The organism is Aureimonas sp. D3 (assembly GCF_001463805.1).
GTDB lineage: Bacteria > Pseudomonadota > Alphaproteobacteria > Rhizobiales > Rhizobiaceae > Aureimonas > Aureimonas ureilytica_A.
Genome location: NZ_BBWM01000045.1, coordinates 94,946 through 120,030, shown reverse-complemented (window position 1 = coordinate 120,030; position 25,085 = coordinate 94,946). Strand labels below are relative to the sequence as shown.

Annotated in this window: 23 protein-coding genes; 9 read left to right on the top strand and 14 right to left on the bottom strand. The window is 67.6% G+C overall.

What is annotated here, in order from left to right:
• Positions 1-123: 123 nt before the first annotated feature.
• From AUL36_RS13490 to AUL36_RS13455, 8 genes are read right to left on the bottom strand one after another with little or no spacing between them, the layout of a single operon-like run.
• Complete coding sequence (locus tag AUL36_RS13490; RefSeq protein WP_062221595.1) at positions 124-1,506, bottom strand: sigma-54-dependent transcriptional regulator; 1,383 nt, start codon at positions 1,504-1,506, stop codon at positions 124-126.
• Positions 1,503-3,344: a sensor histidine kinase gene (locus tag AUL36_RS13485; RefSeq protein WP_062221593.1), complete on the bottom strand. Its 1,842-nt coding sequence runs from the start codon at positions 3,342-3,344 to the stop codon at positions 1,503-1,505. The genes AUL36_RS13490 and AUL36_RS13485 overlap by 4 nt, the downstream gene beginning before the upstream one ends.
• Positions 3,341-3,745: an EamA family transporter gene (locus AUL36_RS13480; protein WP_156418383.1), complete on the bottom strand. Its 405-nt coding sequence runs from the start codon at positions 3,743-3,745 to the stop codon at positions 3,341-3,343. The genes AUL36_RS13485 and AUL36_RS13480 overlap by 4 nt, the downstream gene beginning before the upstream one ends.
• Positions 3,742-4,878 (bottom strand): GNAT family N-acetyltransferase, encoded by a 1,137-nt coding sequence (locus AUL36_RS13475; protein WP_062221589.1) that lies wholly within the window; start codon positions 4,876-4,878, stop codon positions 3,742-3,744. The genes AUL36_RS13480 and AUL36_RS13475 overlap by 4 nt, the downstream gene beginning before the upstream one ends.
• A complete protein-coding gene (locus tag AUL36_RS13470) occupies positions 4,875-5,738 on the bottom strand; it encodes an alpha/beta hydrolase (RefSeq protein ID WP_082655838.1) in 864 nt (287 codons plus the stop codon). The genes AUL36_RS13475 and AUL36_RS13470 overlap by 4 nt, the downstream gene beginning before the upstream one ends.
• Positions 5,735-6,103, bottom strand: a complete 369-nt coding sequence (locus tag AUL36_RS13465) for an EamA family transporter (RefSeq protein WP_062221587.1) — start codon at positions 6,101-6,103, stop codon at positions 5,735-5,737. The genes AUL36_RS13470 and AUL36_RS13465 overlap by 4 nt, the downstream gene beginning before the upstream one ends.
• Complete coding sequence (locus tag AUL36_RS13460; protein WP_202814759.1) at positions 6,100-7,035, bottom strand: arginase; 936 nt, start codon at positions 7,033-7,035, stop codon at positions 6,100-6,102. Before AUL36_RS13460 ends, AUL36_RS13465 begins: the two co-directional genes overlap by 4 nt.
• Positions 7,035-7,709 carry an MtnX-like HAD-IB family phosphatase gene (locus AUL36_RS13455; protein WP_062221585.1) on the bottom strand — a complete coding sequence of 225 codons (675 nt, stop codon included), beginning with the start codon at positions 7,707-7,709 and terminating at the stop codon, positions 7,035-7,037. Before AUL36_RS13455 ends, AUL36_RS13460 begins: the two co-directional genes overlap by 1 nt.
• A 424-nt stretch (positions 7,710-8,133) precedes the next feature.
• On the opposite strand from AUL36_RS13455, the gene AUL36_RS13450 reads away from it, so the two are divergent.
• Positions 8,134-9,471, top strand: a complete 1,338-nt coding sequence (locus AUL36_RS13450; RefSeq protein WP_062221682.1) for an aspartate aminotransferase family protein — start codon at positions 8,134-8,136, stop codon at positions 9,469-9,471.
• 100 nt (positions 9,472-9,571) lie between these two features.
• Here AUL36_RS13450 and AUL36_RS13445 read toward each other — a convergent pair whose 3' ends face one another.
• Complete coding sequence (locus AUL36_RS13445) at positions 9,572-10,183, bottom strand: hypothetical protein (RefSeq protein WP_062221583.1); 612 nt, start codon at positions 10,181-10,183, stop codon at positions 9,572-9,574.
• A 449-nt stretch (positions 10,184-10,632) separates the two neighbouring features.
• Here AUL36_RS13445 and AUL36_RS13440 point away from each other — a divergent pair, with 449 nt between their 5' ends.
• The 3 genes from AUL36_RS13440 (at position 10,633) to AUL36_RS13430 (ending at position 14,014) form a co-directional block, all read left to right on the top strand.
• The gene (locus tag AUL36_RS13440; RefSeq protein WP_062221581.1) at positions 10,633-12,066 is read left to right on the top strand and encodes an MFS transporter; all 1,434 of its coding nucleotides are present in this window, start codon (positions 10,633-10,635) and stop codon (positions 12,064-12,066) included.
• A gap of 219 nt (positions 12,067-12,285) precedes the next feature.
• Positions 12,286-13,554, top strand: a complete 1,269-nt coding sequence (locus AUL36_RS13435) for an arsenic transporter (protein WP_062221579.1) — start codon at positions 12,286-12,288, stop codon at positions 13,552-13,554.
• Positions 13,555-13,567: 13 nt separating this feature from the next.
• Positions 13,568-14,014, top strand: a complete 447-nt coding sequence (locus tag AUL36_RS13430) for a ribosomal maturation YjgA family protein (RefSeq protein ID WP_062221577.1) — start codon at positions 13,568-13,570, stop codon at positions 14,012-14,014.
• Here the strand turns inward: AUL36_RS13430 and AUL36_RS13425 are convergent.
• The 3 genes from AUL36_RS13425 to nikR all read right to left on the bottom strand — a co-directional run bounded on the left by AUL36_RS13425 (position 13,975) and on the right by nikR (position 15,081).
• On the bottom strand, positions 13,975-14,367 hold the full coding sequence (locus AUL36_RS13425) for a nucleotidyltransferase family protein (RefSeq protein ID WP_306302833.1): 393 nt from the start codon (positions 14,365-14,367) through the stop codon (positions 13,975-13,977). The genes AUL36_RS13430 and AUL36_RS13425 overlap by 40 nt on opposite strands.
• A 3-nt stretch (positions 14,368-14,370) precedes the next feature.
• Complete coding sequence (locus AUL36_RS24935; protein ID WP_306302832.1) at positions 14,371-14,529, bottom strand: hypothetical protein; 159 nt, start codon at positions 14,527-14,529, stop codon at positions 14,371-14,373.
• A 123-nt stretch (positions 14,530-14,652) separates the two neighbouring features.
• Positions 14,653-15,081: a nickel-responsive transcriptional regulator NikR gene (nikR, locus tag AUL36_RS13420; protein WP_062221575.1), complete on the bottom strand. Its 429-nt coding sequence runs from the start codon at positions 15,079-15,081 to the stop codon at positions 14,653-14,655.
• A 191-nt stretch (positions 15,082-15,272) separates the two neighbouring features.
• Here nikR and nikA point away from each other — a divergent pair, with 191 nt between their 5' ends.
• From nikA to nikE, 5 genes are read left to right on the top strand one after another with little or no spacing between them, the layout of a single operon-like run.
• The gene (gene nikA, locus AUL36_RS13415; RefSeq protein WP_082655842.1) at positions 15,273-16,784 is read left to right on the top strand and encodes a nickel ABC transporter substrate-binding protein; all 1,512 of its coding nucleotides are present in this window, start codon (positions 15,273-15,275) and stop codon (positions 16,782-16,784) included.
• Position 16,785: 1 nt separating this feature from the next.
• Positions 16,786-17,730 (top strand): nickel ABC transporter permease subunit NikB, encoded by a 945-nt coding sequence (gene nikB / locus AUL36_RS13410; protein WP_062221571.1) that lies wholly within the window; start codon positions 16,786-16,788, stop codon positions 17,728-17,730.
• Positions 17,727-18,596 carry a nickel ABC transporter permease subunit NikC gene (gene nikC, locus AUL36_RS13405; RefSeq protein ID WP_062221569.1) on the top strand — a complete coding sequence of 290 codons (870 nt, stop codon included), beginning with the start codon at positions 17,727-17,729 and terminating at the stop codon, positions 18,594-18,596. Before nikB ends, nikC begins: the two co-directional genes overlap by 4 nt.
• Positions 18,593-19,381, top strand: coding sequence for an ATP-binding cassette domain-containing protein (locus AUL36_RS13400; protein ID WP_062221568.1), 789 nt, complete (start codon positions 18,593-18,595; stop codon positions 19,379-19,381). The genes nikC and AUL36_RS13400 overlap by 4 nt, the downstream gene beginning before the upstream one ends.
• Positions 19,378-20,175, top strand: coding sequence for a nickel import ATP-binding protein NikE (gene nikE / locus AUL36_RS13395; protein ID WP_062221566.1), 798 nt, complete (start codon positions 19,378-19,380; stop codon positions 20,173-20,175). The genes AUL36_RS13400 and nikE overlap by 4 nt, the downstream gene beginning before the upstream one ends.
• Before the next feature lie 4 nt (positions 20,176-20,179).
• Here nikE and AUL36_RS13390 read toward each other — a convergent pair whose 3' ends face one another.
• Positions 20,180-23,734: an AAA family ATPase gene (locus tag AUL36_RS13390; protein ID WP_062221564.1), complete on the bottom strand. Its 3,555-nt coding sequence runs from the start codon at positions 23,732-23,734 to the stop codon at positions 20,180-20,182.
• Entirely contained in the window at positions 23,734-24,999 is a 1,266-nt protein-coding gene (locus AUL36_RS13385) for a metallophosphoesterase family protein (protein WP_062221562.1), read from the bottom strand. The genes AUL36_RS13390 and AUL36_RS13385 overlap by 1 nt, the downstream gene beginning before the upstream one ends.
• Between the last annotated feature and the right edge of the window lie 86 nt (positions 25,000-25,085).

Here is a 25,085-nt window from a genome sequence, read left to right as displayed (position 1 = left end):
GTCGATGCTAGGTCAGCATCGGCGAGCATTCGCGACGGTCCGAAGGACGGGCGAGACACGTGGCTCGCCCTGGATGGCGAAAAGATCCGACCAGCCGACCCCGCGAGGTTTTGGCTCCGGCTCTTATGCCATCACGGCTTTCGTCACCGTGATGCCATGCTTCTTGATGCGATGCCAGAGGCTGCGCTCGTTGATGCCGAGAAGGCGCGCCGCTTCCACCTGAACGCCGCCGGTTTCCTTGAGCGCGGCCAGGATGCGGCCTTTTTCGAACGTGTCCAGCGCCTCGTCCAGGTCGATCGGGAAGGCGGGCGCGGCGTCGCTCGGGATGGCGGGGCGCTGCGCGACATAGGGCGGCAGATCGGCCGCGCCGATCACCGGCCCGCGCGAGGAGAGGAGCGAGCGTTCCACGCAGTTCTGCAGTTCGCGGATATTGCCCGGCCAGTCGTAGCGCATCAGCAGCGCCTCCGCCTCCGGGCTGAAAGCAACGGCGCGGCGGCCGACCTGCGGCCCGATCTCCTCGGCGAAGCGGCGCAGGAGAAGGGGAACATCCTCGCGCCGCTCGCGCAGGGGCGGCAGCGCGATCGGGAAGACGGCGAGCCGATAGAACAGGTCCTCGCGGAACTGGCCTTCCGCCACCATGCGCTTGAGATCCCGATTGGTGGCCGCGACGATGCGCACGTCCACCTGCCGCGTCTGGTGACTGCCGAGCGGCTCGAACTGGCGCTCCTGAAGCACGCGCAGGATCTTGGCCTGAAGGGCGAGCGGCATGTCGCCGATCTCGTCCAGAAACAGTGTGCCGCCATCGGCCTGAGCAAAACGACCGATCCGGTTGGCGGTGGCCCCCGTGAAAGCCCCTTTCACATGGCCGAAGAACTCGCTTTCCAGAAGCTGCTCGGGGATCGCCGCCGCGTTGACGGCGACAAAGGGTTTTGCCCGGCGCGGCCCGTTGAAATGGATGGCGCGTGCCACGACCTCCTTGCCCGTGCCGCTTTCGCCCGTCACGAGAACGGTGGTGCGCGAGGGCGCGACCTCGGTGATCTCCTTCATCACCTCCTGCATCCGGGGCGAGGTGCCGACGAGCCCTTCGATCCGGTAGCGCCCTTCCAGCTCCTGGCGCAGCCGGTCATTGTCGCGCAGCGCGTCGTGGAGGCGCAGGGCGTTGGCGACGGTGGCCTCCAGTTCCTCGAACTCGATCGGCTTGCCGATATAGTCGAAGGCCCCGTCCTTGATGAGTTGCACGGCGTCGCGCAGCGTCGCGAAGGCGGTCATCACGACGACCGGCAGGATCGGATAGGTGCGCCGGATTTCGGCCAGAAGCTCGCGGCCCGACAGGCCGGGCATCCTGAGATCGGTGAGCACGAGATCGACGCTTTCGCGCGACAATTGCGCCAATGCGTCCACCGCGCCGCCCGCCTGAAGCACGGTATAGCCGAACCCTTCCAGCATCCCGCCCAGCACATCCAGGAGGCGCTCCTCGTCATCGACGATCAGGATCGTGTGCGTCACGGCGCGGGCTCCTGGCTTGCAGGTGTTGCAACGGGCAGCGTCAGTTCGAACAAGGCTCCGCCTCCCTCCAGGTTTCGCGCCTCGATCCAGCCGCCGTGACCTTCCACGATCGCAAACACCGTCGCAAGGCCGAGCCCGGTGCCATGGGCCTTGGTGGTCATGAACGGGTCGAAGATCCGCTCCAGAAGCGCTGGCGGAATGCCGGGGCCGGTGTCGCGAAACAGGAAGGACAGGTTGCCGGCCTTGGGCGGCGCGATCTCGATGAAGAGCGACCCGCCGCCTTCGCCCATCGCATCCAGCGCGTTGAGCACGAGGTTGAGAAAGGCCTGCGCCATCTGGTCGAGATCGACGGTCAGAAGCGCTCCGCCCGACGCGTCCTTCACCTCCAGCGCGACGCCGCGCCGGGCGATCTCGTCGCCGCACAGGCCCAGCCCGCGCTCCAGAAGGCTGGCCGCCGTGACGGTGCTCGTGCGCTGGGCGGGGCGGGCGAAGACGAGGAAGTCGCGGATCAACTGGTCGATGCGCCGAACCTCGTCCGCGACATAGCCGAGGCGACGGCGGTCGGCTTCGGTGAGGTCGGGCTTGCGCCCGACAAGCTCGGCCGTGGTCTTGATGATGCCCAAGGGATTGCGCACTTCATGTGCGAAGCCGGCCGCGACCTCTCCAAGCGTCGCGAAGCGTTCCTTACGGCGCAGGCGCGCCTGAAGCTGGCGATAGTCCTGCAACTGCGCCGACATGGCGTTAAAGGCGATCATCAGCCGGTCCAGTTCGTCATGGCCCTCCACCGGCATTTCCTGCGTGAAGTCGCCGGCCGCCACCGCTGAAACGCCCTTGGCGAGCCGTTCCACCCGCCGCGTCACGAGGCTGGACAGGGCGATGCCGGCAACGACGGCCAGCCCCATGCCCGTGGCGAAGATGATCCAGAGCAGGCGGTTCGACCCGGCGATCGGCGCGCCGTCGAGATCGACGTCCAGCGCGCAGGCGACGACGCCGACGAGCTTGGCACCGTTGCGCACGGGCAGGAGGATGCCGATCGACGCGCCCTGATCGATCCCGTCCTGTTCGAGATAGGAGCCGCGCGGCAAGTCGGCGAGTTCGGCCAGCACCTCGGCGCTCGGCGCCGCGCCGACCGTCTTGGATGAGGACGAATAGACCTGGCGATAGGTGCCGCCGATCGGATAATAAAGCGTCATGTCGAGCGAGCCGATCGTCTCGATGTCCTGAATGAAGGACGCATCGAGAAAGGCCCCGGCGAAGACATGCACCGGGCCGGTGGAGGTCTCCACCGTGCGCTCGTGGCCGGTCATCATCAGGACCTTGCCGCCGCCGCGATAGAGATAGACCTCCGTGCCTTGCTCGAAGGGCAGGCGTTCCAGCCGATCCACCGGCAGGTTGGAATAGATCAGCCGCCCATCCGGCTCGCGCAGCGTCAGGAGGTCGAAGCCGAGCGCGCCCATGAAGGCGGCCTGCTTGGGACCGGGGGGCGGAATCTGCTCGCCCGAGCGAACCTTGGCGGCGATACGATCGACCCGGTGCAGCATCTCCGGCGCACCCATGGCGAGCCCGATTTCCTCGCCGCCACGCTTCACACTCGCCAGAAAGAAGCGTCCGATCTGGAAGAGCCAGGATTGCACATTGTCGGTGTAGGTGGCCGACACGACGGAGGCGGCGATCTGCGAGGTGATCAGCATCGGCACGACGCTGACCGCGACCAGCGCAGCCACGATCTTCCAGCGAATGGAATTGCGCCAGACGCGTCGCAGACGATCAAGGAGCGGCTCCCGCCGGCCCACCGCCTGATCACTGTCCCGTTTCGCATCCCCCTCGCTCTCGCTCACCCCTCGTCGTTCCGCATCAGCGCCAGGCCGGAGAGAATGAGCGTGAGGCCGGCGATCCGCCAGCCATCCAGGACCTCGCCGAACAGAAACACCGAGGCGGCGACCACCGCGACGGCGACGAGCGAACTCATCGGAAAACCGCGCGACAGGGGCATCCGGTCGAGGATCACCATCCAGGCAACGAACGAGCCGATATAGCCGAGCGCGCCGACCCAGACCCAGGGCTCCACCAACGCCGCCGCCACGAAAGCCCGGCCGAGCGGCAGGCCCGCCAAAGCCTCGCCGCCCGCCTTCAGCGCCGCCTGCGCGGCGGTTTCGAACAGGATCAGCGCGACCCAGGCGAGAACACGGGGGAGGAGCGACGACGCGCGTGTGGGCAGGGTGGCACCGTTCACGCTCACGCCGGTTCGCCCGCGAGATCCGCAATCGCCGGGTCGAACCGGTCGAGCCTGACAACGCGCGCCACCTGCAGCAGGACCTTGTTCACCAGGGCGTTGCGATGGCGGAAATATTGTCCGTTCGGCGACAGGCGGCATCCGAGCCGAAGCTTCGGGCCATAGAAGGCCTGCCCGCTCTGATAGACGGGAACTCCGTTCTCGATGCACCAGGCGACGTTGACCATCCAGCTGTTGAAGTAGAAATTGAAATCTCGGGCCACGGCGTAGTCCATGCCGATATACTTGTCGATCAGGCGCTCGGGGGTTTCGATGACGAAATTGAAGCCGAACAGCCGCTCCCCGTGGAAATAGAGAATGATCGCGGCCCCCTCGCCGAGATGGCGCAGCATGGAGGGGAAATAGTCGCGCGGCAGATGCTCGAACTGCAACTCGCTGTTTTCGACCGTCTGGCAGTAGAGCGCATAGACCTCGTTGGCGACGTCGTCGATATTGCGCCGCCGCTCGACGCGCACGTCCGCGAAGGCCTTGGCCTTGCGGCGCAGGTCCTTGCGCATGTTGCGCCCGAGCGTCGCGAGATAGGCATCGACGCTTGCGTAGGGCAGGTCGAGGCTGGCGGTCGGCAGGCCGGGCAGGAGCGCGAAGCCCGAGCTTTCGGCAATCGGCTCCCAGAGACCCCGATCCTTTTCCGCCGCGTCCTTGACGGCGAAGAGCCCGTATCCACGCTGGGCGGCTTCGGCGCGGGTCAGCGTCACGAGCTCCTGCAGAAGCGCGGGACGTCGGCCTGCGGGCACCGAGGGCGCGAAGCCGACATGGCAGATTTCCGCGACGGGTGAGCCGAGCGCGAAAAGATTGAGTTCCATCAGAAACGGAACGATCCGGTGAAGCCGATCGCTGATCTTGCGCAGCGGGCCTTGCAAGGTCGTATCCAGCCGGTATCGCGTGCCGAAGGCCGGCACGATGGCGAGCGGCCCGGAAGCGTCGGAGAGGACCGCATAGAACCACGTGAAGCCCGGCGGACCGGCGGCCTCGCAGGCGCGGTAGAAGTCGAAATTCTCCGGCTCGCCGGCAAAGCAGAGCTCCCAAGCCTCGCGCCCGATCGCGTCGACGCTCGGATGGAGGGTCAGGCGCGCGCTCATGCCGGCAGGCTCTCCATGACGCGGGACACTTCGGTCGGCGCGCCGAGCCGGCGCATGAAATCGACGGAGACATCGGCCACGCGGTCGCGCTCCCGGTCCACCGTGATCATGTGATAGCTGTCGTGCAGGAATTCGACCTCGGTCGGCCCGGCGAGATGACGGCAGAGATAGCCGGCATTGCGCGGGCTGCTCACATCGTCTTCGCTGGCCTGAAGGATCAGAGCCGGCACCGCGATTTCGGGCAGTCGCGCCTTCACGAAGCGGATCAGCTTCAAAAGCTCGTGCAGGCTCTGGCCCGGCGTGTCGAGAAGGCCGGCCTCGTCGCTCTGGCCCTTGGTCATGGCCGCGACGATCTTCTCGCGCAGGCGCTCGTCCTTCAGCCCGTAAGGATAGCTTTCGCGAAAGCGATAGAAGCGCCCGAGACCGAGCGCCAGAAAGGGCGAGAGAAGAACGTTGGTCTTCGGAATGCTCCAGCCGTCGTAGAAGAGCGTCGGAGAATAGAGAAGCGTTCCGGCGATGCGGCTCCCGAGTTCGTGCGCAACAGTGAGCGACAGAACCGCGCCCATGGACAGGCCGCCGACGAAGACGCGTTCGTGTCGCAGCGCCAGCCGCTCGGCCGCCTCGCGCGCGGCGCGCGCCCAGTCGGTCCAGCGCGTTGCGATCAGGTCCGCTTCCGTCCCGCAATGGCCGGGCAGTTGCAGCCCGCAGACGGTGAAGCCCGCGCGGTGGATGCGACGCGCCACGAGCTTCATCTCGGCCGGGGTGCCGCCCAGACCATGGATCAGGAGCACGGCCGTGTCGCCGCCGGGCAGCAGAAAGCCTTCGCCGGGGAGGAGGGGTTCGTGAAGGGAAGCGTTCATGCGCTCATTCCAATGCAGGCCGCGCCGGCGGCGATCAGGAGAGTGGCGATCCAGCGACGCGGCGAGACCGCCTCGCGCAGAAACAGACGGCTGGCCAGAACCACACCTACATAAGAGAGGGTCGCGATGGGGAACGCGAGCGACAGGTCGAGACGCGACAGGACGAAGAGCCAGCAGCCGAACTCCACGGCATAGAGCGCGACGCCCCCCGCGATGGCGGGCGAGCCGAGAACACGACGAATGAGGCCGCGCTCGGGCTGCGCTTGGCTCTCGTCGCCGTCCAGGCCGAGCTTGAAGAGAAGCTGGCCGCCGACATCCAGCAGGATGGTGAGGCCCAGCGCGACGGGCGCGGCGAGACCGCTCATGCGAAGGCCTCCAGCGCATCCAGGAGAACGGCATTGGTGCGCGCGTTGCGGCGACGAGCGCCCTCCGCGCCGCCGGAAGGCTCCTTGCGCGGCTGGTCCATCCAGGCTTCCGCGAGCTTCATCGGATGGCGATGGCGCGCCGGCGCATAGTCGCCGCAGAGATCGGCGCCGACGATCTCGCAGCGCTCGCCCAGAAGCCGGATCGCTTCCACCACACGCCCGAGCGGCATTTCGCCCTGGTCCCAGTTGGTGGCGGCCTCGTCCGCCGCGAGCACGTCCTTGTCCACCGTGATCCAGATCTGACGGGTCGGCAGCGTCTCGATCAGCCGGGTCATGAAGGCGCGGAAGTTTTCCTCCGCCAGATTGCGCCAGAGAATGAGGCCGTTGCGGCAATGATGGCCTTCCCCATCCGCCACCTCGCGGCGCGTCAGCGTCGGCGGGCGGTTCCAGGCGAAGACCTGAAGCCGCGCGTTCGACAGGGCGGTGAGATTGGCGCCCTTGCGGTCGGGCCGATTGAGATCGTCCGCGCAGGGGCCGAGCGTCACGACGCGGCGCACATGATCCTGTGCCAGCGCCATATTCACCCAGCCGCCGCAATGGCGCGCGGGGAAACAGCGACACCAGTCCGGGTGATTGTCGAAATGGATCACCGTCAGCGGCCCCGGCGCGCGCGCGATGAGGGCGGCCGAAACATGATGATAGTCGCCCGAGCCGATCATGGTCAGGAACGGCGCGCCGCTCGCCGCCTCATCCTCGGCCAGCGCCCTCTCCAGCCGTTGCCAATCCCGCGCCGACGACCAGAGACGCAGGGCCGAGCCGAGGCCGGACAGGTCGAGACGCCGCGCCCGCCCGTCGGCCAAGCGCTCGCGCACCGGCTCCTGATCGGGCAGGCTGGCGTCGAGGTCGAGAATGCGCAAGCGCTGGCGGGACATCAGGCGGCCACCGTGCGCCGGGGTGCTTCGGCGGCGAGAAGCGCCACGATGGCGGGAAGCTCGGCGGTGAGGTCGCAGAACTCGCCGAACGCGACATGCCGGCGGCCGATCTCGGCGCAATGGGCCGCCAGCGCGCCCTTGGCAAGAACGAGATCGACCGCGCCGCTGCCGCAGAAATCGGAACGCCCATCGCCGATCAGGAGGCTCGGCGCGGCCGGCAGGGCGCCCGCGACGGCGCATTTGCAGGTTCCGGCGGGGCAGCCCGAGGCGGCGTGCGGATGCTCCAGCCGGTAGGAGCGCGCGCCGGTGATTACGAGCCGGTTGGCGCGCAGCGCCAGCCCGCGCACGCCATGGCGCGCCAGAACCCGGCGAATGGCATAGTCGATCCCGTCGCTGACCACCGTCACCCGCGCGCCCAGCCCCTGCGCGGCACGGAGAAAGGCGGGAAAGCCGGGATCGATCTCGACCTGATCGAGCGCGGCGTCCAGTTCGGCAGGCGAAGCGTCGATGAACTCGACCTGACGTGCCATGCACTCGGCCGATCCGATCTCCCCGCGCGTCCAAGCCTCTTCCAGCGCCTCCCAGCCCGGCCGGGCCAGCGTTTCCAGAAGATGATCGGTCACGTCGGAGCGCGAGATCGTCCCGTCGAAGTCGCAGAGAATGTCGAAGGCCATGGCCTGATCCTTGAGGCTCGGGCCAAAGGCCCCGTACAGCCTCCTGTGCAAGCCTCATGCCAGACGCGCGCCCGCCGCTTTGCCCGAGCGCGCCGCGCGCGGCAGGATATGAAGCCGGCAGCCTCCCTCCAAATTTTGGAGCCACCAACGGTCACCCCGGTTCGGCTTACGATCTCCTGAAGCTTAACACCTTGTTATCCCTCTTCTTTTCCAACTCCCTCCAAAAGTTGGAGCTTCCTACTGGCTTTGGTGCCGCTCCGTGGCGGTTTCCGCCCAGGCGCATCGCGCCAGCGCGGCGGCACCGGGATTTCCGTCACTTGGCACGGCAGTTGCGTGAGGGGCCACGACGAGGCTGGCCGCACGAGGGAAGAGTTGCGGCGAGCCAGCCGGGCTACCCATGCCCGATCGCATCTGGAGAACCGCCTTGAACATCGCATCCTCCGCCCCGCGCACGACGCTTGAAAGCGCCCAACTCTTCGCCAGCGCGCGGGAGGTCATTCCCGGCGGCGTCAATTCCACGGCACGGGCAACCTGGTCGGGCTGGGAGCCCTACCCGCTTTTCGTCCAGAGCGGGCAGGGCTCGCGCGTCACCGATGCCGACGGCCACACCTATATTGATTATCTCCTCGGCCTAGGCCCCATGATCCTCGGCCATCGCCCCAAGCGCGTGACGCAGGCCGTGGTGGATCAGATCCAGAATGTCGGCACGGTCTTTGCCCTTCCGGCGGCGGCGGAAGCCGATCTAGCACGCAAGATCATCGCGGCGGTGCCGAGCATCGACATGGTGCGCCTGTCCAATACGGGCACGGAAGGCGTCCTCTACGCCACGCGTCTCGCCCGCGCCTTCACGGGCCGGCGCAAGATCATCCGCTTCGAGGGCATGTATCACGGGTTTTCGGACGGCGTGTACTGGAGCAAGCATCCCAAGATCGAAACGGCGGGCTCCGACACGCGCCCCGTTCCCGTGCCGCAGGGTCCGGGCCTGCCCAAGGGCGTGGAAGAGAATCTCGTCATCCTGCCCTGGAACGACATCGAGGTGCTGCGTCAGGTCATCACTGAGCACGGCCATGAGATCGCGGCGGTTCTGACCGAGCCGATGATGTGCAACACGGGCTGCATCCTGCCGCTGCCGGGCTATCTCGAAGCCATGCGCGAGCTGACGGAGAGGGCCGGCATTCTTCTGATCTTCGACGAGGTCATCACGGGCTTTCGCCTCGGCCTCGGCGGCGCGCAGCAGGTCTTTGGAATCACGCCCGACCTTTCCATCTTCGCCAAGGGTCTGGGCGGCGGCTTCCCCGTCGCGGCGGTCGGCGGACGGCGCGCCGTCATGGAACTGGTCTCGGACGGCACGGTCTCGCTCGCCGGCACCTACACCGCCAACGGCATCGCGGTCGCCGCCGCCAATGCCACGCTGGACGAACTGGCCGCGCCCGGCGCCTATGAGGCTCTCTACGCCGTGTCCGACCGCCTGCGCTTTGGCCTGGAGGACATCTTCGCCAAGAGCGGTCTTGCCGCCCATGTGGTCGGCCTCGGCCCGGTGCTTCAGGTCTGGTTCTCAGACCGCCCGATCCACAATTACCGCGACGCGGAGCGCCATGCCGATCAGGACCTGTTCCGCCGCTGGTGGCTCGGCATGATCGAGCGCGGCATCCTGTTCCACCCCGGCGCCTACGAAAATCTCTTCGTCTCCATGGCGCATACGGACACGGATATCGACCTCACCCTCGCCGCCGCGCGCGAGGTCGTGGCGACGCTGGCCTGATCGCAAACCGGCGGCGTCTCAGGCGCCGCCGGTTCCTCATGGCGCTTCACGACGCACATGGACCGTCTGCCTTCGCGCCTGATACCGAGCGGCCGAATCTTCAGTCGATGAGGTTCCACTTCCAGCGATCTTCCAGATTGAGGCCCTTCATCCGCGCGCGGCGCTCCGCAACGCGGGAAAGGCCCTTCGAACTGCGAGCGCGCGGAGCCGGCTTGTCCGCGGGAGCGGGCACACTGGCGACCCCGGCAGGATTCGCAATCGGCGGCACCCGCTCAGCCACTGGCTCCGGCTCTGCCTGCGCCGGTTTGGCGAAAGGCTCGGTGCGCCTTTCCGGACGTTTCGCGCGCAGGCGCGGCGCTGGGGCCTGCTCGCGCTCCCAGCCGTCTTCGGCAGGTTCGCCGGCCTCCGAAGCGTCTGGCGAGGAATCGAGCTGGGCGGGGCGCTCTTCCTCCGGCGCCGGGCGCGATTCGAGAATGCGGCCTTCCGGCTTATGCCCGGACCGCACCGATTTCGGCTTGGCAAACAAGGCCTTTGCGGCTGACTTGTTTCCGTCGGCAGGCGGCGGAGATGTCGGCTCGGCCTCCTCGTTCACCCGCATGAGAGACTTGATTTCGTCGCCGAGCGAACCCGACCAGATGGACGTTTCAGCCGTCTTTCCCCGCTTCGGGCGGCGTTTGTATTCGACGGCGAACGGCTCGATGACACGCTTCATGATGACTGTATCAATTCTCCGGTGAACGGACGGGGCATTGTGCTGAATTAGCGACCGCGCAAGCCGCACTATTACATCGCGGGTAAGGCGGCGCAATTCATCGTCAACTTCCAAGGTCATATCGCGACTTGGGCCACGCGGGATTCCACAAGCTTCTCGTCAGATCCGCGCCGCGCCGACCGTTTGCCGTGCGGCGTGCAGGCATCGGAGCCTCTCGTTGAGGTTTCGCCGCCGCTTGTTGAGACATGGGGCTAGATGATTCGCTTGTCTTCAAGAATGGCGACAAAAGAACTCATCTTCTCAAGGACATAATCAGTAAGGCCGCCTCTGTTTTATTTTCTATGATCCAGGAAGGATCGTGCGCAACCAGCTTGCGCCACGCGCATTTAGCCGGCGGTCAATAGCCATCAAGTTTTCGTCAGACCGCCGCCGCGCAGGAGAGAATCCCCATGAGCACCGTGACCGCAACAGCGCCCGCCCAGGCGGCGGAGCCACCTTCTCGGTCACTGAAAGCCTTGGGCGCGGTCAACTTCTTTCTGGCCGATGTGCGTGACGGCCTCGGCCCTTTCCTCGGCATTTTTCTCGTGGGGCAGGGCTGGAGCACGGCCACGATCGGCCTCGTCATGACCATCGGCGGCATCGCCGGAATGCTGGCGACGACACCGCTCGGCGCGCTGGCCGACGCATCCAAGGCCAAACGCTTCATGGTCGGCTTCTGCGCGGCGCTGGTGATCGTCGCCTCGCTCGCGATCCTGTTTCTGCCGAACTTTGCCTTCGTCACCGCGTCGCAGATCGCGACGGGCATTGCCGGCGCGGCGATCGGGCCGGCCATCGCGGGCCTGACCCTCGGCCTCGTCGGGCAGGATGGGCTGGCCCATCAGTTGGGCCGCAACGAAGCCTGGAACCATGGCGGCAATGTCTTCGCCGCTGCCGGCGCTGGCTTCTTCGGTTATGAGTTCGGCCTGCCCGCCGTCTTCATCCTGATGACCGTCATGGCCGCAGGCTCCATCGCCGCCATCCTGATGATCAACCCGAAGGACGTCGACCATGATGTCGCGCGCGGTCTGGAGCACAAGACCGGCGGTGATCGTGAAGCCCCATCGGGCTTCAGCGTTCTCTGGAAGTCGACCCCGCTCCTGATCCTGGCGGCGACGCTCATGCTCTTCCATTTCGGCAATGGCGCAATGCTGCCGCTTCTCGGCCAGCAAGTCGCGACGCGCGCCGAAAGCGGCACGACGAGCAATGGCGGAACGACGACGGCCTCGCCCGGCGCGTCCGGCCAAGGCACCATTCCGTCGCAACAGGCCGGCTCGGACACGAATGGGTCGACGGCCATCGCGCCCGGTCAGTCCACGGCAGGCCGCCCGGCCGCCGAGCCGGTGCGCCAGCACTCGACCCTCGACCGCCTCCTGACCGATCCGGTCTCCTACACGGCGGCCACCGTCATCATCGCGCAGCTCACCATGATCCCCATCGCGCTTCTGGCGGCGGGTTTCGCGCGGCGACGCGGCTATTTTCTGCTTCTCGTCCTGGCGCTCGTCGCACTGCCTGTGCGCGGATTGATCGCCGGTCTCTGGCCGAGCCACTTCGCCCTGATCCCGGTTCAGATGCTGGACGGCGTCGGCGCGGGGCTTCTGGGCGTCGCTGTGCCCGGTCTCGTCGCGCGGATGCTGCGCGGCACGGGCCACGTCAATGCGGGCCTCGGCGCGGTGATGACGGTGCAGGGCGTCGGCGCCTCGCTGAGCCCGGCCATCGCGGGCGTCATCGTCTCCCGCTACGGCTTCTCGGTCGCCTATCTCGTCCTGGCGGGCTTTGCGATCTGCGGGCTCGTGCTCTGGATCGTGTCCTCGCCCAAGGTCGCCAAGGCTTGTCGCGGCGAGTGACCACACATCCAGGGCGTTCGCGGGCGGCACGATGGCGCCCGCGAGCCTTCCAGCCAACAAAACAGGTCCACGCCCGTTCCGGCCCGTAAAGGCCTGCTCAGTTCGACAGGTGGTCAAACGCGCGTCTGGACCGAACCCGCGCAAGTTTGTTAGGGGCTCCCACCGGAGCCCCTGCCGCCTTCAACCTAGATCTCTTTCATTTCCCCGAGCGGATCCTCGATGACCCTCAGTCTTCTGCATGTCTTCACTTGGGTCGTCAGCGGCGTCACCGTGTTCGGTGTCATCTTCCGGCCGGGCCAATGGCCGGAATGGGTCTTCGCGGTTCTGGGCGCGGCGCTTCTGGTGGTCACCGGCCTGCTGCCCTGGCGCGAAGCGCTGGTGGGCATCGAGAGCGGGACCGATGTCTATCTCTTTCTGGCGGGCATGATGCTTCTGGCAGAGACCGCGCGGCGCGAGGGTCTGTTCGATTATCTCGCGGCCTTCGCGGCCCGCTCGGCCAAGGGCTCGCCCCGCCGCCTCTTCGCGCTGGTCTATCTCATCGGCACGCTCGTCACCGTGTTCCTGTCGAACGACGCGACGGCCGTGGTGCTGACGCCCGCCGTGATCGCCGTGACGCGCGCGGCGAAAGTGTCCTCGCCCATTCCCTATCTCCTCGTCTGCGCCTTCGTGGCGAACGCGGCCTCCTTCGTCCTGCCGATTTCCAACCCGGCCAATCTCGTCGTCTTCGGCAGCCAGATGCCGCCGCTCGGCCAATGGCTCCTGCGCTTCTCGCTGCCCTCGATCCTGGCCATCGCCGCAACCTTCTATCTCCTGCGCTGGACCCAGAAAGAGGGCCTCCAGGGCACGACGGACTCGAATGTCGAGATCCCGCCTCTCTCGCTCGGCGGGCGCATCGCGGCGATCGGTCTCGTCGCGGCCAGCATCGTGCTTCTCGTCTCCTCCGCGCTCGGTCTCGAACTCGGCTGGCCGACGCTTCTGGCCGGCGGGCTCACCGCGCTCGCGGTGGTGATCGGCGAGAAGACAAACCCGCTGCCCCTGGTGAAGGAAATCTCCTGGGAAACGCTCGCCATGGTGGCGGGGCTCTTCGTCATCGTGCGGGCACTCGAAGTCAGCGGGCTTCAGGCGACGCTGGTCTCCCTTCTGGAAGGCCCGCTCAACCAAGCGCCGCATTGGGGCGCGATGGCCTCGGGCGTCGTGCTGGCCTTCGGCACGAACCTCACCAATAATTTGCCGCTCGGCCTGCTGACCGGGGCCTTCACCAGCGCCGCGCATCTGCCCGAGCAGGTGGTCAACGCCATCCTGATCGGCATCGATATCGGCCCCAACCTGTCGGTCACGGGCTCGCTCGCGACCATCCTCTGGCTCAGCGCACTGCGCCGCGCGGGCCTGTCCTTCGGCGCGCTGAACTTCCTGAAGATCGGCTTCGTGGTGATGCCGCCCGCCCTGATCCTGGCGCTTCTGGCGGTTCTGTTCCAGCCCTGGTCGTGAGGGACCAAGGCCTATGGCGCCCGCCCTACGCCGCCGCCTCGCGCTGCTCGGCGCGGCGGCGCTGGTGATCCTTGCCGGCCTGTCCTTGCGGGCCGGCGGCTATCGGCTCGGCCTGTCCTTCTTCGCGGTCAAATATGGTGGCTCCCTTCTCTGGGGGAGCATGGTCTATTTCCTGATCGCGGCATTTCTGCCGCGCCGGGGGCAGGGGCGGGTCGCGGGTCTGGCCCTCGCGCTGGCGGTCGCGGTCGAGTTCTCCCGGCTCGTCCACACGCCCGCTTTCGACGCGTTTCGCCTGACGACGGCCGGAGCATTGCTGCTCGGCCGCGTCTTCTCGCTCTGGAATATCCTGGCCTATGCCATCGGGATCGGGCTCGCGGCCCTGCTCGATCGCGCCCTCCTGCCGGGCCAGGAGGAATCGCGTCAGTCGGCAATCACCAGCCAGGGCCAGCGGGCGCGATAACTCTCGGCCTTGGCCGGAAAGAGGTCGGCTCTCGCGTTCAGCGGATTGGGCCGCAGGATGCCCGCCGCGAGGTTCTCCAGCCCGTTCGGCGCATAAAGCGCGCCGCTCATGACCTCAATGCCGACGCAGGTGCAGGTCACCAGATAACGGTCGATCCCGTCCCGCGCGGACGAAAGCTGCGGATAGGCCCCGCCGAAGCGCTGGGGATACCAGAGATGCACGCGGGCCTGGTTGCGCAATTCGACCTCGACGCCGAGATTGGCTGTCGCCTCCGCGACAGCGCGGATCGCCCGATCCTCCGCCTCGAAGGAAAGATCGCCGTCGTCGAAATAGAAGACGTCGTAATCCTTGATGCCCTAGCCCGGCGCGCGGTCCGAGCGCGTGTTCCAGAGGGCTTGGAAGAGGCAACCGGCGACGAGATGGCACTGAGGGAGATCAATCCTGCGAAGCCGGCGTTCGAGTTCGGCATTCACCGGATTGCTGCGTGCGATCGCCAGAAACTCCGCCTCGGTCATCGCACGCCCTTCATCCGCTTCGTTCCTCGAAACCGGGTTGAGGCGATACAATCACGATATGACGGCTGTATCGTCCGTCTCCCGTCTCCCCGAATTTCTTCCGGGCCTCAGGAGGACGGCGTCTTATTCCTCATGGTGGTGCTCCGCCCGGTCCGTCTGCGGGATGATCTTCAGCTCGCCATAGGCCACGGCGCGCTGCGAGGTGATGGTGTCGGCGAAATGCTGCACCTCGTCGGAGCGACCCTTGAGGACGCTGATCTCGAGGCAGCGCTCGGCGTCGAGATGGACATGCAGCGAGGCGACCGAAAGGTCGTGATGGTGATGGTGCGAGACGGTCAGCCGGCGCGCCAGATCGCGCGCCTCATGGTCATAGACATAGCTGAGCACGCCGACGCAGTCCCGCGCCTCGCCCGCCTCGCTCGCCGCGCGGCGCAGGCCGAGCCGCGCCAGATCGCGGATCGCCTCCGAGCGGTTGGGATAGCCGTCACGCTCGATCATCCGGTCAAGCTCGGCCATGAGATCGTCGTCGATCGTGATCGTGATCCGCTGCATTCATCCTCCCGCGCTTGGGCCGATCTTGTCGAACCCCACGGCCTCGCGCGCAAGCCCTCTTGCGTCATGGGACTGGACTTCGCAAACAGTATGATGTTTTGAGAAAAACGTCATACCAATGCTGGAGTCGTGGCTTGCGCCGTCTTCTGTCCCTCGCCGTCGCTCTCGGTCTTCTGGTCTCTTTCCCGGCCATGGCGCAAGCCGGCGGGCGGCTGAACTTTTCCTGGCCAGTGAATGTCGGGCCGCTGAACCCGCATCTCTATACGCCGAACCAGATGTTCGCCCAATCCATGGTCTACGAGCCGCTGGTGAAGTACCGCCAGGACGGCACCATCCAGCCTTGGCTTGCGCAATCCTGGGACGTGTCCGAGGGCGGGCGCGTCTACACCTTCCACCTGCGGCCGAACGTGCGCTTTTCCAATGGCGAGGCCTTCGATGCAGCGGCCGTCGTGGCCAATTTCAACGCCGTTCTCGCCAATCGGACCCGTCATGCCTGGCTGGAACTCGCCAACCAGATCACCGCCGTCGAGGCGCTGGACGAGCGCACCGTTCGCCTCACGCTGAAGGACGCCTACTACCCCGCGCTGGAGGAACTCGCCCTGCCGCGCCCGTTTCGCTTCATCGCGCCGTCGCAATTCGTGGACGGCGGCACGGTGAAGGGCATCCGAGCGCCGATCGGCACGGGGCCTTGGGTCTTGAGCGAAAGCCATCTCGGCGAAAACGACCTCTTCACCCGCAACGAAACCTATTGGGGCGAGAAGCCGGCGCTGGACGCGGTGGACGTGAAGGTTATTCTCGACCCGAACACGCGCGCCGTCGCGATCGAAACCGGCGAGATCGATCTGATCTACGGCACGGACGGCCCGATCTCGCCCGACACCTATGAGCGCTTCAAGGCCATGGGTCGCTTCCAGACGGCGCTTTCCCCACCGGTCGAAACGCGCGTCTTCGCGCTCAACACCAAGACAGGGCCGACGCGCGATCTCGCTGTCCGCCAAGCGATCAATCATGCGGTCGACAAGGACACGATGATCCGGGCAGCCCTTTACGGCACACAGACGCGCGCCGACACGCTGTTCTCGCCGAGCGTTCCCTATGCCGATATCGGCCTGAAACCGTACGCCTACGACGCGGCCCAGGCGGAAAGGCTGCTGGAGGAGGCTGGCTGGCGCAAAGGCACGGACGGCCTGCGCTCGCGCGATGGCGAGGCGCTGACCATCGAGCTTTGCTTCGTCGGCAATGACGCCGTGTTGAAGTCCATGGCGGAGATCGTGCAGGCCGATCTCGCGAAAGTCGGCATCGGCGTGACGCTGACCGGCGAGGAGGAAAGCTCGATCTATGCGCGCCAGCGCGACGGACGTTTCGGCATGATCTTCAACCGAAGCTGGGGCGCGCCATACGATCCGCACGCCTTCCTGTCCTCCATGCGCGTGCCCTCCCATGCCGATTATCAGGCGCAGCTCGGCTTGCCCGACAAGGCGGAGATCGACGCGGAGATCGGCCGCGTTCTCGTTTCCACAGACGAAGCGGAGCGCCGCGCGCTCTACAGGGACATCCTCACCCGCCTCCACAGGCAAGCCGTTTATCTTCCGCTCAGTTTCGTGAACACGATGGTGGTGGCGCGGCCGGAGTTGGGGCCTATTCCCTTTGGCGCGCTGGCCAGCGAAATTCCCTTCGAAGACATTCGGCCCGAGGCGCGTTGAGATGGCGCGCTTCATCCTGCGCCGGCTGCTGCTTCTGGTACCGATGCTGCTGGCGGCCTCGCTGGTGATCTTCCTGCTTCTGCGCCTTGGCCCCAGCGATCCGGCCATGGATTATCTGCGCCTATCGCGCCTGCCGCCGACGCCCCAGGCGCTGGAGGAAGCGCGCGCCCTGCTCGGCCTGGACCGGCCGATCGCGGTTCAATATCTCGACTGGCTCGGCCGTGCGCTGCGGCTCGATTTCGGCCTGTCCTATGCCACGCAGCGCCCCGTACTGCCCGATCTCCTGCACTACCTGCCCGCGACGCTCCAGCTCGCCGGCGCGGCCCTCGTGCTGACGCTCGGCATCTCCGTGCCGCTCGGCATGTGGGCGGCGCGCCATCGCGACGGGCTGCCCGACCAGATCGTGCGCCTCGTCGCCTTTCTCGGCGTGTCCATGCCGAATTTCTGGTTGGGCTTTCTGCTCGTGCTCGTCTTCTCCGTCCAGCTCGGCTGGCTGCCGGGCATGGGGCGAGGGGGCCTGTCGCATATGATCATGCCGGCGGCCTCGATCGCGCTGATGTCGCTGGCGATCAACGCCCGCCTCCTGCGCGCCTCGATGCTGGAGGTCGCCGGCCAGCGCCATGTCATCTATGCCCGCCTGCGCGGTCTGTCCGAGCGGCGGGTGGAGCGCGCGCATATCCTTCGCAACGCGCTTCTGCCGATCATCACCGCGACGGGCATGCATGTGGGCGAGTTGATCGGCGGCACTCTGGTCATCGAAAGCATTTTCGGCTGGCCGGGCGTCGGGCGCTATGCCGTCTCGGCCATTTTCAACCGCGACTATCCCGTGATCCAGTGTTTCACGCTCTTGATGGTCGGCGTCTTCGTCCTATGCAATCTCCTGGCGGATATCGCCTATGCCGTCGCCGATCCGCGCATTCGCCTGTCGTCGGAGGGCGTCGAATGAGCGATCTCGCGTTTCCCGCAGAGGCCATCGCCGAACCGCGTCGCCGCCCGCTTGGGCGCGGGGGCCGCATCGCGTTGGGGCTGGTGGTGGCCATCGTCGCGGTTGCGCTCGTCGGCCCCTGGATCAGCCCCTATGAGCCCAACGCGGTCGATCTGCCCGCGCGGCTTCAGGAACCCGGATGGGCCCATTGGCTCGGCACCGATCACCTGGGACGGGACATTCTTTCGCGCCTCATCGCCGGGGCGCGCGTCTCGCTCGGCTCCGTCGCCGTCGCCTTGTCCCTGATCCTGACGCTCGGCATCACGATCGGCGGCGCGGCCGGGTTTCTCGGCGGGCGGCTGGATCAGGCCATCATGCGCGTCACCGACGTGTTCATGACCTTTCCGACCCTCGTCCTCTCGCTCTTCATGGTCGGGATGCTCGGCACGGGCCTCGTCAATGTGGTCGCCGCCATCGCTCTGTCGCACTGGCCCTGGTATGCGCGCATCGTGCGCGGCATCGTGCTGTCGCTGAAACATCGCGACTTCATCCTGGCCTCGCGTCTCGCGGGCGCGAGTCGACTTCGCATCTTCCGTGAACACTTGCTGCCCGCGACCCTCTCGCAGCTCGTGGTGCTCGCGACGCTCGATATCGGCCATATCATGCTGCATGTTTCCGGCCTGTCCTTTCTCGGCCTTGGCGTCGCCGCGCCCACCGCCGAATGGGGTGTCATGCTGAACGACGCGCGCGCCTTCGTCTGGACGCAGCCGCTTCTGATGCTCTGGCCGGGCCTTGCGCTCTTCGTCTCCGTCATGGCCTTCAACCTCTTGGGCGACGCGATCCGCGACCGGCTCGACCCGCATTTGCGCATGGAGCATTCCCATTGAGCACGCGCCGTCTCGACATCGACGCTCTGAGCGTTCTCACGCGTCGCCATGACGGGCCGCAGGCTCTGGTGAGCGGCGTCTCGCTGCATCTGGAGCGCGGCGAGGTTCTGGCGCTGGTTGGCCCCAGCGGATCGGGCAAGTCCCTGACCTGCGCAGCCGCGCTGGACGTGCTGCCGCCCGGCACGGTTCGCGAGAGCGGGTCGGTGCTGGTGGACGGAAAAGCGCGCCCCCCAATGGAGCTGCGCGGCCGCCTCGTCGCCACCATCCTGCAAAACCCCAGAAGCGCCTTCAACCCCGTGCGCACCATGCGGGACCACGCGCTGGAAACGCTGCGCGCTCTCGACCTCGGGCGAACGGATCGCGATGCACGGATCGAGGCGAGCCTTCTTGCGGCCGGGCTGAACGACCCAAGCCGTGTCCTGACGCTTCATCCGTTCGAGATGAGCGGCGGCATGCTTCAGCGCATGATGATCGCGCTCGCGCTGATGAGCGAAGCGCCCTTTCTTTTCGCCGACGAGCCGACCAGCGATCTCGACCTTCTCGTGCAGCGCGACATTCTCGATCTGCTCGAACGGTTGAAAGGCGAACGCGGCCTGGGGCTGCTTCTAGTGACGCACGACATGGGCGTCGTCGCGCGTCTGGCGGACCGCGTCGCTGTCATGGATCGCGGGCGGATCGTGGAAACCGGCGCGGTCGAGGAGGTGTTCCACCGCCCGCATCACGCCGTCACGGCAGGGCTCGTCGACGCGCATCTCTCGCTCTACGGACTGGAGCGCGCGGCATGAGCCTCCTGTCTGCCCGTAACGTCTCGCGCATTTATCGACGCGTCTCGCTGGTCGGCGCGTCGAAGCCGACCCTCGTGCTGGACGATGTTTCCCTCGACATCGCCCACGGCGAAACCGTCGCGCTGCTCGGGCGCAGCGGCTGCGGCAAGAGCACGCTCGCGCGCCTGCTGCTCGGGCTGGAGCGTCCGGACAGCGGCGAGATCCTGTTCGAAGGGCGCTCGCTCGTGAGCCTTCCCAAGGCCGAGATGCCGGGCTTTCGCCGCGCCGTGCAGATGGTGTTTCAGGACTCGGTCGGCGCGGTCGATCCGCGCGCGACGGTCGGGGCGATCGTCGCCGAGCCGCTGCGCCACCTTCTCGGCCTCGACGGAGAAGCGCTGCGCGTCCGCGTCGCCGATCTCCTCGACAAGGTCGGACTTGATCCTCGCGATGCCGGCAAGCTCCCGGCGCAGATGAGCGGCGGGCAGTTGCAGCGCGTCTGCCTCGCGCGCGCCTTCGCGCCGGAGCCCAAGCTGATCGTGCTGGACGAGGCCGTGTCCAATCTCGACCTGCATCTTCAGATCCAGATGATCGCGCTGTTCGAACGGCTGCGGGAGGAGACGGGCACGGCCTATCTCTTCGTCACGCATGATATCCGGTTGGTCGAGCGCTTCTGCACGCGCGTCCTCGTCATGGACGAGGGGCGCATGGTCGAGGAAGCGCCCGTCACACGCCCGCTGGCGCTCCAGTCCCCGGCGGGCCGCGCGCTTCGCGAAGCGGTTCTGCCGGCCTATCCCCGGCGGGCGATGCCGGCCTGATCGCTCAGGCCGGCTCGCGCTGCGCGCTCGCGATCTCGTGCAGGCGCACGCCAGGCTCGACTTGGCGCGCCAGGTCGCAAAGATGGCGGTGATGGGTGAGGTAGATCACCTGCCCATGGCGCGAGAGCCCCGCCAGAAGCCGCAGCACCTCTTCCGAACGCGGCTCGTCGAACGTCTCCATGATGTCGTCGGCCACGAAGGGCACGGGCGAGCGGGCGCGTGCGAACTCCTCGTAGCCGGCAAGGCGCAGCGCGAGATAGAGCTGGAAGCGCGTGCCCTTGGACATGTCGGCGGCGAGCCGCGAGCCGCCCGCGCGCGTCAGCCCGATCAGGATTTCGCTGTCTTTTTCCGACTGCGTGGCGAGGCCGGTATAGTCGCCGCGCGTCATGGTTCGGAAGGCGTCGGACGCGCGCTCCATCATGGCGGAGCGGTGCCGGTCCCGGTAGAGGCGCAGCGCCTCGTTCGCCATCAGCGCGCCGGTGCGCAGTTTCAGGGCGCGCAGCGCCAGCTCTTCCATTTCCAGAATGGCCGTGCGCCGCTCGGCCACGAGGCGCGCCACCGCGCCGTCGCCGCCGACGCGCTCCAGCGCGTCCGCCGCGTCGCTGCGCGTGCGAAACAGGCTCTCCCGCCGCGCTTCGAGATCGTGGACGCGCGCATCCAGCGCTTCGCGCTCCTCTTCCAGCGCCTCGCGCTCGGCTTGGCTCAGCCGCGCTTCGGCCTCCGCAAGGGAGGCGACGCCGAGATCGGCGAGGAGATCACGCTCCCAATCGGCGAGACGCGCTTCGCGCCGTGCCCGCTCCTGCGCGGCCTCCAGCGCCGGGCCGACCTCCTCCAGCGCCTCCACGCCGAAGAACGCGGTCATGGCGCTCGCCTCCGTGCCGATGCGCGCTTGCGCCGCGATCAGTTCGGATTCTTCCGCTGCCAAGCGATGCAGTTCGGCTTCGAGATGGCGCAGGGTCTGCGCGCCGCGCTCGGCCTCGGCGATCTCCTCGCCCAGCCGCTCGGCTCGTGCCGCGCTGCCGGACTCCAGGATCGCAAGGTCCGAGCGTTCGATCAGGTCTTCCAGCGCCGTCTCAAACGTGCGCCGGTTCGCCTCCATCGTCTCCACGCGGTGGCGCAGATCGGACAGGGCCTGAAGGCGAGCGGGCAGTTCGAGAAGCACCGGCAGCATCTCTCGCACCGCGCCGACTTGCGGGCCGAGCGCCGAGAAACTTGCGCCGGGTTCGGCCGGGTCCGTCCCCGGAAGCGCGCGGCCGAGCCGCGCCGCGAGACCGCTTTCCGCGATCAGCGCCCGCCAGCCGGACACCCAGTCCTCGCCCGCGCGCCTCGCCTCGTCGGCCTCGCGCCGCCGCCGGGCGAGATCGGCCCGGCGCGCTTCGAGATCGGCTTGCGCGGCCGCTTTGCGCGCGCCCATCTCGGTCGCCTCGTTCAGGACCGCGTCCGCCGCCTCGCAAAGAAGCGCCAGATCGCGGCTGGTCGGGGCGCGGCCGAGCGCCCGAAGCGCTTCTTCCAGCGCATCGCTCAAACGGCCCGCATCCTCCTCGGCCGCCAGACGCGCGGCGCGGGTCTCGTCCAGCGCGGCGAAGGCGTCCAGCGCCTCCTGCCGGCGGCGCGCGAAGAGATCGAGGCGCGACAGGATCGCGGCTCCCTCCGCTGTCTCGCCGCGCAGGGCCTCGGGCAGGGCGGCGTCCATTTCGGCGGTGAGGCGCGCCCCGTCGTCGCGTGCGACTTCCAGCAGATCACGCCAGCGCTCCGCCGCCGTTTCGGCCGTGGCGAGCGCCGCGCCAAGCTGGCGCAATTCGCCCAAATCGCGCGCGCGGGCCAGACGCTCGCGCGACAACTCGTCATCGGCGCGCAGCACTTGTGCGAAGCGCTCGGCCGTCGCCTCGCTCAGCGCCGCGCGATGGGCGGCGAAGGCCGCGTCGCGCTCGGCGCGCAGGGTCTCGGCATGGGTGTCGTCGATAGGGCCGGCGCTTTTCTCCAGAGCGCGCAGGCGCGTCGCGGCCAGTCGGCTTTCCGTGTCCGCTTCGCGCAGCCGCGCCTCGGCCTCGCCGGCGCGCCGGGCGCATTCGGTAAAACGCTGACGCCAAGTGGCGATCCGGTCGGCATCCGGCAGGGCCAACGCGCGGAGCGCGGCGACATCGCCCTCGAAGGGCTGAAGCGCCTCCATGCGCGCCTGCGCCAGCGGCTTGCGCCGCGCCTCCTCGGCTCGGCTATGAGCCAAGCGGGCGGCGACGTCGCTGCGACGGGCCTGGGCGCGGGCTGCGTCCAGTTCGGCCAGAGCGCGTGGGTCGCTCGGCATGGCCTCCGCGCCCGCGATGCGCGCTTCGCTTTTGGCCAGCGCATGCTCCGCCTCCCGCTCTTCCTGCAATGCCTTGGCCAGCCGCGCGTCGAGCGCGAGACGGCCCTCGATCCGCTCGCGCAGCGCTCCCGCGAGCGGGGCGGGCAGAAGCAGGTCTTCAGGCTCCAGCCCGGCGGGCGCGCCAAGACGCAGGAGAAGCTGTTGCAGCGCGGCGTCAGTCGCTTCCATCTCGCGGCGGCGCTTGGGCAGATCGTCTTCCGCCGTGCGCGCCCGCGCCCGGTCGCCCTCCAGCGCGCGCCAGGACGCGCGAAGCGCCAGAACCGACGCATTCGGCGCGGCGATCTCTCGCTCGGCGTCGATGCGCGCGCGCTCGTCCGTGACGCGCCGCAGCGCGCCGTCGATACGAACCGTTTCGGCGAGAAGCTTGGGAAAAGCCTCGCGCCAGAAGACCGGCGGCGTTAGCGCCTCTCCTTCCGCTCCCAGCTCATGGCGCAGCGCTTCGTGATCGCGCAGGCGCGGCAGGGCGCGCAAGAGCGTCTCGATCTCGGCGCGTCGACGGCGCAAGCTGCCGAGATCAGCCACCACGGCCTCATAGGCCGCCGCCGCCTTGGCGAGGTCGCTCGCCAAGGCGTTGTGGACGGAAGCCGCCGTGTCGATCTCCTTGCGCTTGGCGTCGAGCGCTTCGATCTTTTGCTTCAGGAGGTAGATTTGGGTTGAGCGCGCCTGTTTGCGGTGGATCGCGTCGGCCTCGTCCTGCGCCTTGGCGAGCGCCGCGCTGATGCCGGCCAGACCCGCGCTCGCCGAAAACAGAAGCTCACCGAGATCGCCCCGGCTTTGCAGGATGGCCTCGCCGCCCGCTTCCAGCGTCTCGTCGTCCAGCGAGAACATGGCGCGGTAGCTTTCGCGCGACAGGCCGCCGAGCGCGTTCGTCAGAACCGCCTCGTTGACGCTCTGGCCTGCGGCGTCGCTGAGCGATCCCGTGCGCTGCTTGCGCCGGATCAGGTGGCGCTCGGCCCCGCCGAATTCCAGCAGCGCACCGACTTCCATGGCCGAATAGGGATGCAGGAAATTGTAGCGGGATTGCTGCTCGATGCCGAAGAGAAGATCGAGAAAGCCTGAGAGCGAGGTCGACTTGCCCGCTTCGTTAAGGCCATAGACGATATGGAAATCCGGCGCGCCGGGCTCGGCCGCGCCGAAATCCAGCCGATGATCGGTAAAGCGCCCGTAGCGCGTGAGGTCGAGACGGCGAAGGCGCATCAGACGGTCTCCTCGCTGCCATGGCTGAGCCGGGCCAGCATGTCCTCGCTCGCGTCCACCAGCAGCCGGTCGAGAAAACTCTCGAACTCAGCTTCGCTGCCTCCCGCAAAGCCGCGCGCTTCCGCCGGCAATTCGTCGCGCAGCTTCTCGGCCAAAGCGCGCACGGCTTGCCGCGTGCCGTCCGATCGGGCGACATCCTCGCGCATCAGGCGACCGAGTTCGAGGAGCGGCCCGGCATCGGCCGCTTCGCTCGGCGGCGGCTCGGTCTCGAGAACGAGCTTTTCCACGAAGACCTGCCCCACGCGCTCGGCGCGCGCGGCCGCTTCCGCCAGAAGCAGATCGGTGTCGCGCCGCAGGCGGAAGGCAAGCGGCGTGCGACCGCGCAGGTGCAGGCGCGCCACCAGAAAGCGCGAGCGCGCGGCATCACGCCCCTGCTCCAGCGCCCGGCCGATCCGCTCCACCGCCTCGCGCCACTCTTCGACGCCCGTAAGATCCACGCCGACGCGCGAAAACTCGGCGAGCGAGGTCACGCGCTCCTCGATCTCCACCGAGCGATCGTCGCGGATCGTGACGAGCGTCACGCTTTTCGGACCGCCCTCGTTCACGTCGCGCCCCTGCGGCATCCCCGGCATGACGACGCGCCCGCCCGCACTTCCATGCTCGGCGCGGCCATGGACATGGCCAAGGCCCCAATAGGAGAAGCCCGTCGCCAGAAGCTCGGGCACGGAGGTCGGCGCATAGACGTCATGCCCCGGCGCGCCGGCGAGACTCGTATGAAGAAGGCCGACATTGGCGCTGTCGGGCAGAGCCGGCTTGAACTTCGGCAGCAAGCTTTCGGGCGCCTGCGGCCGGGAAAAGCTGACACCGTGAAGGGCGACGTCCAGCGGCCCGGCCCTGAGGCGGATCATCTCGGCGCGTCCGCCGAACACATGAACATTGGGCGGCAGGGTCAGCTCGGCCGTGATGCGCGAGAGCGCGTCGTGATTGCCCCGGATCTTGAAGACGCGAATGCCGGCCTGATGCAGGCGCTCCATCTCGCGTGCCAGAAAGCGCGCGGTCTTCATCGAGGTCTGCTCGCCGTCGTAGAGATCGCCCGCGATCAGAAGCGCATCCACCGCTTCCTCGATGCAGAGATCCACGATCGCGGAAAGCGCCCGGCGCGACGCGTCGCCGATGAGATCGGCGAGATCGGGATCGCGAAGCGAGAGCGAGCGCAGCGGCGAGTCGAGATGAAGGTCGGCGGTGTGGACGAAGCGAAAGGCCATGCCAGCGTCCTAACACGCCAGCGGCTCGCTTGGCAGCAGCTCGCTTGGCAGCGGCCGGGTTGGCAGATGCGGCACGAAGCCGGAGC